This is a genomic window from Lutimonas vermicola, from assembly GCF_038433205.1.
Lineage (GTDB): Bacteria > Bacteroidota > Bacteroidia > Flavobacteriales > Flavobacteriaceae > Lutimonas > Lutimonas vermicola.
In genome coordinates this window covers 1,544,582-1,556,295 of the sequence record NZ_JBCDNA010000001.1, presented here as the reverse complement: position 1 = coordinate 1,556,295, position 11,714 = coordinate 1,544,582, and the positions used below count along the sequence as shown (strand labels likewise).

Annotated in this window: 10 protein-coding genes; 4 read left to right on the top strand and 6 right to left on the bottom strand. The window is 35.9% G+C overall.

Translation table 11 applies throughout. The annotated features are described in order from the left end of the window. Nucleotides 1–38 precede the first annotated feature (38 nt). On the bottom strand, nt 39–557 hold the full coding sequence (locus AABB81_RS06970) for a YSC84-related protein (RefSeq protein ID WP_342159500.1): 519 nt from the start codon (nt 555–557) through the stop codon (nt 39–41). A 236-nt stretch (nt 558–793) separates the two neighbouring features. Here AABB81_RS06970 and AABB81_RS06965 point away from each other — a divergent pair, with 236 nt between their 5' ends. After that, nucleotides 794–2,197 (top strand): OmpP1/FadL family transporter, encoded by a 1,404-nt coding sequence (locus tag AABB81_RS06965; protein WP_342159499.1) that lies wholly within the window; start codon nt 794–796, stop codon nt 2,195–2,197. A 595-nt stretch (nt 2,198–2,792) separates the two neighbouring features. On the opposite strand, the gene AABB81_RS06960 is transcribed toward AABB81_RS06965, so the two are convergent. Continuing rightward, nucleotides 2,793–3,167, bottom strand: coding sequence for a hypothetical protein (locus AABB81_RS06960; protein ID WP_342159498.1), 375 nt, complete (start codon nt 3,165–3,167; stop codon nt 2,793–2,795). A gap of 12 nt (nt 3,168–3,179) precedes the next feature. Then, nucleotides 3,180–3,599, bottom strand: a complete 420-nt coding sequence (locus AABB81_RS06955) for a hypothetical protein (protein WP_342159497.1) — start codon at nt 3,597–3,599, stop codon at nt 3,180–3,182. A gap of 182 nt (nt 3,600–3,781) precedes the next feature. Between AABB81_RS06955 and AABB81_RS06950 the strand changes: the two genes are divergently transcribed. Then, the gene (locus AABB81_RS06950; protein WP_342159496.1) at nt 3,782–4,750 is read left to right on the top strand and encodes a hypothetical protein; all 969 of its coding nucleotides are present in this window, start codon (nt 3,782–3,784) and stop codon (nt 4,748–4,750) included. Nucleotides 4,751–4,889: 139 nt separating this feature from the next. On the opposite strand, the gene AABB81_RS06945 is transcribed toward AABB81_RS06950, so the two are convergent. The 3 genes from AABB81_RS06945 to AABB81_RS06935 form a co-directional block, all read right to left on the bottom strand. Next, entirely contained in the window at nt 4,890–7,334 is a 2,445-nt protein-coding gene (locus AABB81_RS06945; protein WP_342159495.1) for a TonB-dependent receptor domain-containing protein, read from the bottom strand. A 177-nt stretch (nt 7,335–7,511) separates the two neighbouring features. Next, a complete protein-coding gene (locus tag AABB81_RS06940; RefSeq protein WP_342159494.1) occupies nt 7,512–7,853 on the bottom strand; it encodes a hypothetical protein in 342 nt (113 codons plus the stop codon). A gap of 183 nt (nt 7,854–8,036) precedes the next feature. Continuing rightward, nucleotides 8,037–8,768, bottom strand: coding sequence for an energy transducer TonB (locus AABB81_RS06935; protein ID WP_342159493.1), 732 nt, complete (start codon nt 8,766–8,768; stop codon nt 8,037–8,039). A 410-nt stretch (nt 8,769–9,178) separates the two neighbouring features. On the opposite strand from AABB81_RS06935, the gene AABB81_RS06930 reads away from it, so the two are divergent. Both AABB81_RS06930 and AABB81_RS06925 read left to right on the top strand, forming a co-directional pair. Then, the gene (locus AABB81_RS06930) at nt 9,179–10,429 is read left to right on the top strand and encodes an ABC transporter permease (protein ID WP_342159492.1); all 1,251 of its coding nucleotides are present in this window, start codon (nt 9,179–9,181) and stop codon (nt 10,427–10,429) included. Between the two features lie 10 nt (nt 10,430–10,439). Further along, nucleotides 10,440–11,699: an ABC transporter permease gene (locus tag AABB81_RS06925; protein WP_342159490.1), complete on the top strand. Its 1,260-nt coding sequence runs from the start codon at nt 10,440–10,442 to the stop codon at nt 11,697–11,699. The last annotated feature ends 15 nt before the right edge of the window (nt 11,700–11,714 follow it).

The following is an 11,714-nucleotide window of genomic DNA, read 5'->3' as shown; positions in this document are numbered from 1 at the left end:
AAACAAAAACAAAGCAGGTTTTAGAAAAAATAAAATGCTTAACGCATTTCAGTTTTAAATTTTTGACCACCAACTGAAGCTTCATACATCAAACCTCCTTTAGCATGGGTAAAAACTAATATACCGTCTCTGTAATCGACGTCAAATGAGGCTCCTGCAGTTACTGCCACTGCCGTTGCCTGGGCTGAAAATTCGAAGTTATCTCCTGTAAATCGATCAAATGCCGCCTTGTCTATAAAGAAGATTATTTCAGAATAAGCCTGTCCACCGGCTTGAAAACCAATAGTTACCTGAGTCATTCTACAATCTCCAACAATAGCTCCTCCTCTGTAAATAGTTCCATTTCCGGTTGCACCTCCAATACCTAAACCACCTTTTCCAATAGAAGGAAAAACAGCGTAGCCATAGGCCGAGTTAAAGTATTTGGTGATTTTATCATTTGTTTTTTTTAATTCTTTAATAGCCTTTGCAGATTTGGCTGAAACATCTTTTTGCGCGTAGCCATTAAAAGAGAAAGCAACAAGAAACAATGCGATAATAGTAAGTTTCAATCTCATTTTATAAAATTTAATTAGTGAATAATATGCCGTTTGTAAATTAGATACAAGACAGTCTTTACATTTAATTCTTAAAGGTAAGAAATTAATTACTGAATTAAAATACGGAGCAAAATTGTTTTGGTATTTATGATCATAACGTTCCAATATCTGGTTTGATCAGGATAATTTTAATCGTATCGTTACAAATTTTAAGAAAAAAAAAGTAAATTTATCTAAGCCTAAAATTAATCACCTTGGATATTAAAGTAAAATTTATATCGCTGTTTGTATTTTTCATACCTGTTTTAATATATGCACAAGGCTATTACAACAATGAAAATTTCGGAAACAGATCATTGTTGCTGGGGGGAAATGTAACCGGCAGCGTAAATGACCTGGGCCTGACCTATTACAATCCTGCAAGAATTGCACTTATTGAAAATCCTGTTTTTTCTATAAATGCAAAGGCCTATCAGTTGAGTTCTATCCGTTTGAAAAATGTTTTTGGAAGGGACGATAAATTAAGTGATTCTCAATTTGAAGGAGTGCCAAGCTTGGTATCCGGAACCTATAAAATTGAGAAATGGGAAAAACATCATTTTGCTTATGCATTTATTTCCAGGCAACGATCAAGTGCCGGGGTGAATATTTCAAGGGAATTGGATGTGGAGAACCTAAATGATGGTACAATTGATTTTGACCGATTGGTAGGAAACCTTCAACTAAACAGCAAGGAAAGGGATGAGTGGTTTGGAGGAACCTGGGGGATGAAGATTAGTGAAAATTTTAGCATTGGTGTTTCCGGCTTTGTTTCTGTATTTAATTTTAGTACTTTCTATGATTTAAGGTTAAGTTCTCTTGATCGATCGCAAAATGTTGATTTTTTCAATAATGAGATTAATTTGAGTCAAAATTCTTATGGAATGTTTTGGAAATTGGGCTTTGCCTGGAAATTAAGTAAAATTGATTTAGGCCTTAATATTGATTTTCCTTACCTCGAGGTTATAAAAAACGGAAAATTCAGGTACCAAAGGTTTTTATCAGGTACCCTTGATGGGTCAGACGAGTTTGCTTATTATAATTTCAAAGATATACAATCTAACAGAAAGGAACCTCTAGGTATATCAGTTGGTGCCGGAGTTCCTTTGGGTAAAAACATGTTACATTTAAAAGCAGACTGGCACGGGAATTTGTCGGAATACAACCGTTTGATAATTCCTGATGCTGAGGATGGAAGAGAGGGGTTTTCCTTTGAAGAATCATTGAGATCAGTGATTAATTTTGGGGCAGGAGCTGAAATTTATATCAATGATGGCATGAGCCTTTATGCAAGTTTTTCAACAGATTTTTCACCAGTAGAAGCCAGTGCAAATATATTTGATATCATCCCTAATGGGGATAGAGATACTGATGCTAATTTTGATGCCGATTATTTTCATTATGGTTTTGGTTTGGAAATCAAATTAAACAAAGTGGAGCTTATTTTGGGGACGACGTATTCAAGTGCTTCGGGTGATTTTGCTGAACCCATTGATTTTCCCTTTGAGGGTATTGAAACTCCTGGCAGCCAAGATCCGTCAAGGATTATAGTATCTCGCTGGCGTTTTATAGTTGGTCTTGAAATCCCTATTTTTGGTTATGAGCTGGAGTTTAAATAGGAATTCAAAGTTACGCCAGTAAAAAACACTTTGTCATGGCAGATGATAGAAGTCATGATTTGTATATCTTTTTACGTGTATATTTCAGCTTAATTATATTTTCGTATGAAGTCTAAATTTCTTTTATTTACAGGTATTTTTTTATTGGTATTGGGAATAGTTTTTAGGAAAATAAGCTCTTTGGAAGTTTTTGGGCTCTTTTTAATTATATCCGGTGTTCTGTGTAAAACGATTTACATTATCGGCATGGTAAAAAGTGGAGAATATAAACCCGGCAGAGAACTAATATTTCTGTTTACTGGCTTACTGATATTTTTGTCGGGATTATATTTGCGTTCACATCCGCAAAACTATATAAATCCGTTATACCTGATCATTACAGGAATTATCTTAAAGACAATTTTTATTTTTAGATTTATATATCTGGTCAGATCAAATAGGAAAAATGAAATCAGAAAGACCTTATAAAATAGTTTGAACTTTTATAAACATTGTTTGAATGCCCCTCAACATTCAAGATTTCTATAAGGCCTTACCTGTTGGTGTGTGTTGTATGTTAGTTTAAAAAATATATTGTCACGAATTTCCAGGAATCTTAGAGTTTTATTTTTTGAGAGTCAGTGTCATTGCCTGTGTTAGCTATTTCCAAATTTCGGTGTGATTTTTTTACAGGTTCAATAAATGATATGCCTGTATTTAAATACCTGTGATCCTTGCCCGAAACCTGCATCGCGAATTCATCCTCACTGCCGTGGTGTTCATCAACTATTTCGAAATGATGGTTTAAAACCTCAGTTTGCATACAGTATGATTTGTGATCAGTAAGTGCTTCGGTAATTAATTCTTCTGTATTTATGGGTGAAACTAATTTACCCTCAGATTTTTGTTCCCATAGACCTTGTTGGTAAATGGCCAGGTTATAAAAAACGAATAAGGTTACTGAAATAATGATGAGGCTTAATACTTTCATTTTGGTTTCTTTTTAAATGTAATAGTCTTTTGTAAATACCACTTTTAGGTCTAACATTTTTTTTATGAACTCTTTGTTGTTTTTCAGGAATCTATCATTTTTAAACTGCAAAAATTCACCCTGTCCATGAATACTAAACCCGCTTGTCATATAGGTATACAGCTGATAATAAGGGATCGCCCAAGTGAAATTATCCAGTCTTCTTGTGATCCTTACAAGGATACCTTTTGGTCTTAATTCAATATTAGCGTAGTTGATGTCGGGTCCGTTGAGCAATGCTCTTTGAAGTTTTGGGCTTACTTTATCAATAATCATCCTACTTGAACCAATACCTTTCATTTTAAACTTTTTCAAAAAACTATAAGGAGATCCTACTAGATTATTGATTAGAGCATCATGTTCTTTATTGGTATACGTGGTATTTAAAATCATACTTTATGAATCAAATTCCCGGTAAAGATACTAAATGTTTAACTTATAACAAAAAAAGTTAAACAAATATTTTGAAAAGAAAATAAGTGCCTTCGGAAAGAGAATTGGTAGATTGGTCCAAAGTCTTTTGCACAGTACTCGATTTTTTCATTTATTGAGACTTAAATTAATATATATATACTATGGCATTATTCAGATACATCAAAGAAGGAGAAAATAAAATAGCCGGACTTGCTGTGTTCGCTTTGTTTTATCTTTTCATCGGGTGTAAGACCGAAAAAAAAGAAGTTGATAAGGAACTGGAAGCGAAACCGGTTCGTGAGGTTGTTGAAATTATAACAAATAGCATGGATTTTCAAGTAGCTGATAGTATTAGTTCGGGCTGGCATACTTTTAAATATGATAACAGGTCCAGCGAAACACATTTTTTCCTGCTCGATAAATATCCCGAGGGCCGAACCATAGAAGATACTGAAAAGGAAATAGGACCGGTATTTCAATTGGGAATGGACCTGATCAATGAAGGTAAAGCAAAAGAAGGTTTTGAAGCCTTTAATAAATTGCCTGAATGGTTCTTCAAAGTTGCTTTTGTAGGAGGTTCAGGTTTGGTCTCACCACAGAACAGCAGTCTGACTACTTTGAAATTGGACCCTGGATATTATATTATAGAATGTTATGTGAAAATGCAGAATGGAAAGTTTCACTCCAGCATGGGAATGGCAAAAGCACTTGTTGTGACAAATGAAATTAGCCAGGTAACTCCTCCCGAACCAACTTTGAATGTTTTGATATCAAGTAATGATGGCATCATTTTTAAGGATACCGTATCGAGTGGAAGCCAGGTTTTTTCTGTCTACTTTAAAGATCAAATCACTCATGAGAATTTTGTCGGGCATGACGTCAATCTGGTGAGAATTGATGAAAATGCAGACATTGCTATTCTCGAGTCCTGGATGAACTGGGCAGATCCTAAAGGATTGATTTCTCCGGCCCCTGAGGGATTTACTTTTTTGGGAGGTGTTAATGATATGGTGGCCGGTTCAACAGGTTATTTTGAAGTCGATCTTGCGCCCGGGCATTATGCCTTGATTTCGGAAGTTCCCATGGCCCGAAGCAAGAGCCTGTTTAAACCTTTTATCGTTATAAATTAAAATTTCATACAAGATATTCCAAATTCCTGATGTAGCTCTGGATTGGGTTTGCAAGCCCTCAATGATGCTGTTGAAACCATTAGGTTGGCAGGGTTGGAAGCTAGGAGAGTCGGCGGTCTTGACAGACAAAAGGGTTAAACTAGTTGACTCTTCTTCGTTCTTCCTCTGCACCTGTTTGACGATCACGAGCAGATTTTAGTTTTTTATTTCCAAAACTTCTGGTATAGGTCAATAAGAAAGTCCTGTTACTGAAGTCAAAACTATTGGATGTATTCAAATTTTCTTCGGGAATATCAGTTCCTCCTCTGAATTCATATGAATCAAAAATGTCATTGACGTTAAATCTTAGGGTGCCCCATTTTTCTCCAAGTTTTTTCTGGATGCCGACATTTAAAAAATAGGTGCTTTCAATTTTTAGTGAACCAAATAATTGGGGGCTATTATAATTAAAATTGACTTCTGCCGTTAGATTATCTGCAATAGTAAAAGACTGTGTGCTGTTAATATTGAAGGAATTGAGTTTTTGTTCATATTGGCTCTCATTGATCGTGTTTAAAATTCTAGTATTGAGAAATATCAATGTATTTTGTGTTTTCCACCAGTGAGTTATTTTAAAGGGTAGTCCGAGGGTCAATGAAAAGGTGTTCAGTTCATCGAGATTATCCGCGATAAAAATCAGCCTTTGATTTTCTTCGTCGAATCTTTCCTGAAAACGGGCTATTGTGCCATTTTCCATGGTATATTGCAGGGATAATACCAATGATTTATAATTGGCCCCAAATTTAAACGCATTGGAGATGGCGGGCTGAATGGCCGGATTACCTGCAAAAAAAGTATTTGGGTCAAAAAATATGACAAATGGTGCCATTTGATTGAACGTAGGACGCGTGATCCTTCGTGAATAGGATACATTCATATTCAGAGAATCATTCAAGGTATATGTAAAGAATGCGCTTGGAAATAATTCGCCAAAAGATCGATCGACAACGACTCCATCCTTGTCGGAATCAAGTTTCGAATCAGTGTGTTCAAAACGAAGCCCGATTTTAGCATTTAGTTTATCGGATATTTTGTAATCAACCGAGGTATAAGCTGCTAAAATTCGCTCATCCAAATTGCTAAAATTAGTCAGGGTCGGGTCTTCAATATAGTCCTGACCATCAAAATTTTCAACAGAAACATCGTTTTCGAAATTTGAAAATGCCCCTTTCGCACCAGCTTCAATCTTGATTTTATCGTTTATTTGATTACTGTAGTCGGCCGCAACAACCGAGATATTGATGGGGGTGGTTTTATTACTTTTTATCAGTTCCTCAACAACGAAATTCCCGCTTGAATCGTAATAATTATTCACGTAATTTGTTGGGTTTTCGTTGTAGTAATATAAAAAATCATAATCAATACTAAAAAAGCCATCTTCTTTAAAATTGTGTTTCATATTGAAGTTCGTTCCAATATTGCTTAATTGATTCCGCTCGTCGATAAGCAATTCTGATAATGATGAAGTTGTACCATTGGTCATTGTTTCGCTTGGGGTAACCGCATCCATGGTCCATTTGTTGTCATAGCCGCTTACAATCATACCGATGATGGTTTTTTCACTTATACTATAGTCAAGACCAATTCTTGCGTTGTGATTTCTCTGGATGGGATCCCTGTCGGATACAGTGGATAAATTGATCAGGTCATCATTTTCATCGAGATAGGTCCTGGAAAATGCAAACACTTGTCCTTGCGATCTGAGTAAAAAAGAATAATTACCATAAACATTAATCTTATTTTTTCTGTAATTGAAGTTGATGTTATTATTTGTAGTTGCTCCATTTCCAACTCCAGCCGACAATGAATAGGAACCATTTAACCCGACGTCACTCCTTTCTTTCATGACGATATTGATAAATCCCGCATTTCCCTCGGCATCTAAATTGGCTGGCGGCGTCGTGATAAGTTCTATGCTTTGAATATTATCCGAACTCATTCCTTCCAGTATTTGTACAATACTGGCCTGGGGCAAATAACTTATTTTCCCATTAATCATAATCGTAACGCCATTTTTTCCTGTTAATGAGATATTGCTGTTCTGCCTGTTGACCATAACACCGGGAGACCTTTCCAAGACTTCCAATGCCGTTGAACCTGCCGAAAGAATACTGCTTTCAACGTTGATAACCATCCTGTCAACCTTTTGCTCATACAAAGGTTTTTCAACCTTAACCAATACTTCATCCAGAACAATTTGTTCACCGAGTACGATATCGGGGACATTAAATGTTACACCATTGCTCAGTTCAAATACTTGAGATGAGACATTGGTAAACCCCATCATACTCGCGGTAACATAATAGCTTCCGTCTTTGATTTTATTAAAGGTGTATTGTCCGTTTTCGTCACTTAGGTTGCCCTTGACAAAACTGGAGTCAATGGCATTGTAAAGAATAGTATTGGCAAAAGATATAACCGACTCTTTTCCAACAACCTTTCCTTGAATGTTGTTTTGTGAAAAGGCAGTCATTTGGATAAAAAGGGGAAAAAATAAAAGTCCAAAAATCAAGGACTCTTTTTTAGCATAATGTCTGAATGTCATAGTAAATTCTTATCAGGCTAAAATGGGATAAAGAGTTTTAATATGCAATTGATTAAGGACCAAAGTATCAATTTAGTGTCCGGATATGCTATTAGACTTATCAAATGAAATTTAAACAGATCGTAAATCTTTCGGCTGAAATAACTTTCTCCACAAATACTGTATGCTATTACAGGATCAATAAAACTTATTAAGATCCTGTACTAATACGGCTTCTTCGAGAAGAACGGACCTCTTGTCAATAAGAGAGGACCTTTTATTCTTTAAGGATGTTTTCAGCGTCGAATTCGTTTCATTTTGAATCCTTTCATTTACTTTTTCAATTTCAAGATCGATTTTCTTTAAGGCATCCTGATAATGATCCGTGTAAAGGCTGTAATTACGGCCATCAACGATCTCAGCCTCATTGTAAATAGTGATATGGATTTCACTAAGATCCGGGAAAGGAATAATTTGTTGGCTGTACGAAACAGGGATTGCAGCCCAAATAAATAGAAATAAAACGAATAAATTTTTCATTACTTTTTATAAGAAAGCGCAAATTTAAGGTAATTATTTGAAACTCATATGATAGGTACTGTCATATGACCAAAAAATTTTCTAACCTATTCAGATTTCTTGAAGCACAAAAAAAGGAGGAAAACCTGAGTCGACCTCCTTTCAACTAATAACTTATTTAAGCTCTAACAATAATTAATGTATTTATATTTGTACCTGCAATGTAATCGGTAAAGTGTAAGATACACTTACGGGTATTCCTCTCTGTTTACCGGGTGTTAGTTTTGGAAGCATGTTTACAACTCTAAGCGCTTCTTTTTCTAATCTCGCATGAGGCCCTCTTGCTCTTGCCTCTGAAATATTTCCAGTCTTATCAATTTTAAACACTACATAAACTTTCTTTTTACCCGGTGTTAATCCGAGGTCTTGAGATAATCCAGTGTTGTAATTTTTGCTGACATGCTGGGTGATTTTTTCTTGCAGGCATTTTTTCTTTTGTTCTTTAGTGCCTTTGCAACCAGGGAATACCGGAGGGTCTTCAATAATAGCAAACGGAATATCTTGTTCTACCTGCTCTTCCTCAACCACTTCTTCTATTAGATCCATCTCTATGACCTCGACATATTCAGATTCATCTGTTTCTGTTGATTCGAGAATTGTCTCTTCAATTTCCTTTTCATCAGCGACAATTTCAATCACTTCCGGTGCAGGAGGAGGAGGAGGAGGAGGTTTTACCTCAAGGATTCTTTCAGTAATAGGAATATCCATGATTTCTTCTTCCTGAATATTGGTAGCGCTCAATTCACTAACAGTTCGATCAAAAGTTCTCCATTCTATAGCAATATAAATGACAACCAATGACAAAAGTAAGCCTAACTGAAAAAAGATTTTACTGTAGGCTCCTATTTCGGCTTTATGGGATTTTTTAGCTAACATGACGGTTAAATTTAATATGACCATAAAATTAGTATCAAATGGAAAAGCATAATATGATAATTATCACTTTAATAATATTTCCCTATTATTTTTATAATATCCGTATTCAATAAGCTTTTCGTAATAGAATATTCGTTTATATTTTAAAAATGAATTTATTTTCACGAAAGTCTTCATTATTGTTATTGATGAATTTTATGAATTGATCATTGAATTATTAAAATCCGAGTTTGATTGGATTCATACCACAATTTTTCCATAAAAACTTGGCATATTTTGTTCTTCACACGCTATTTTTTAAGACTCCCTAAATCTTAAGAATTAAAAAAAAAATATTGTAACAAAAGCTATCATCTTAGCGTCTATATTATGAAAGAGGTTAGTTTAAACCTTAAAGAAAAGATGCATCTATGTTTGACATTGACAGCTGGCAAGAAATTTTTGACACTATAGCTAAGAACAAGTTGAGAACATTTCTCACAGGCTTATCTGTTGCCTCAGGAATCTTTATCCTTGTAATCCTTTTGGGATTCGGACGTGGTATGGAGAATGGAATTCGAAAAGAATTTGAAGGCGATGCGACTAATTTGTTATATATATGGGCGCAAACAACCACCAAAGAATATAAAGGGTTGAATCCTGGAAGAAGAATCCAGTTAAATAACGAAAATTACAATCATCTGGTCGCTGCTTATGGAGATAAAATAGAATTTAGATCAGGTGTATATCGAGTGGCCTTTGGGACGACTGTGAACTATAAAAATGAATCAGTTACCTACGGCATCTGGGGAGTTCATCCTAATTATCAGCAAATTGAGAATCAGGATATGATGGCCGGAAGGTATATAGACCAAGTTGACCTCGATAACAAAACCAAAGTTGTGGTGATTAGCAATAAGATTAAAAGGGAACTCTTAAAAGATGTTGAAGATCCATTGACGGAATACCTGCAAATTTCCGGGATCAATTTTAAAATTATCGGGGTTTATACTGATCCTGCCGGTGAAAGAGAAGAGGATAGAGTTTTTGTTCCATTTACAACAGCTCAAAGTGTTTTTAACGGGTCTGATCTGATAAATAATCTGGCATTTACGATGAAGCCGGAGAAAAATTTTGAAACTGCCGTCAAAGCGTCTTTGCTTTTTGAAGAAGAAATAAAGCAATACTTAAAGGAAATACACAAAATAGCTCCTGATGATGATGCTGCCGTTCATGTCAATAATGTAATGGAAGATACCAAACGTTTTTATACGTTAACAAGCAGTATTGCCTTCTTTTTCTGGTTTGTTGGGATCTGTACAATTATAGCGGGAATTGTTGGTGTGAGCAATATTATGATGATCATTGTTAAAGACAGGACCAGGGAAATAGGAATCAGAAAAGCCTTAGGCGCTAAACCATGGTCAATTATAGGGATGATCATGCAGGAGTCAATTTTTGTAACTGCTGTATCTGGATTTGCAGGGTTGATCTTTAGTATGGGACTTCTTGAGATTGTGGGCCCAAATGTCGAAGTAGATTACGTATTGAATCCATCAGTAGATTTTTCAATTGCCATGACTATGGTAATTTTATTGATTATTGCCGGTGCACTGGCTGGATTCATTCCTGCATGGCGTGCAGCAAATATACAACCCATCGAAGCTTTAAGAGACGAATAATATAAAAGGCATGTTTGATAGAGATAAATGGAATGAAATTCTTGAGGTTCTGACTACAAATTGGTGGAGAACCCTTCTTACCGCTTTCGGAGTTTTCTGGGGGATCTTTATTTTGATTCTTTTGCTTGCAGCAGGAAAAGGTCTGGAAAACGGTATTCGGCAGGATTTTGGCGATATAGCCACCAATACCATGTTTATGTGGACGATGCCTGTGAGTAAGTCATATCAAGGTATGGCCAAGGGGAGACGCTTTAGTTATGATCTTGATGATGTGCGGGATATCAGAAACAATGTTGATGACCTGCGATTTATTTCGCCGCGAAATCAATTGGGTGGTTTTAATGGAGGTGGCAATGTGATTAGAGGTTTGAATTCCGGGGCATTTGATGTTTACGGCGACTATCCGGAGATTATTCGTCAGGAGCCTATGAATATTATAGAAGGAAGATTTATCAATTATAATGATATAAATGATAAAAGAAAGGTGGCCATTATTGGCCTAGGCGTCAAGTCAAGTTTGTATGATGAAGGCGAGGAGGTTTTAGGCAGTTATATCAAGATCAATGGTGTGAATTTTATGGTCATCGGGGTTTATACCAAAAAAAGCGGAGGTGGCGACAGTGAACGACAACAGAAACAGATCTTTGTTCCTTTTACGGCATTTTCGCAGGCATTCAATCGCGGCAATAAAGTAGGATGGATGGCAATAACAGCTGTTGATGGCACGCCGATTACTGATATCAAACAAAGCATCTTTGATATAGTAAAGAAAAATCATAAGATTCATCCTGAAGATAATCGGGCCGTAGGTCATTTTGACCTTTTTGCACAATTTAATAGGGTGGAAAGTTTATTTATGGCCTTAAAAGTGATAGCCTATTTTGTCGGGATCCTGGTGTTATTGTCTGGAGTAATTGGTGTGAGTAATATCATGCTGATCGTAGTTAAAGAGCGCACAAATGAGATTGGAATCCGAAGGGCCCTGGGTGCCTCCCCGGGAAAAATAAGGGCTCAGATTTTAACCGAGTCTGTTTTTCTTACAATTATTTCGGGAATGGCAGGCATCGTTTTTGGAGCCACTATAATTTTCGGCCTTAATTATGCACTGGAAATGACAGAACCAATTGATATGTTTGCGAACCCCAGCGTAAATCTGGGTGTTGTAAGTATTGCATTAGCTATACTTATTGTGTCCGGTTTATTTGCAGGGTTGATACCTGCTCAGAATGCCATTAAATTAAAGCCTATAGAGGCACTTAGAACTGAATAAAATCAATATTGAAAA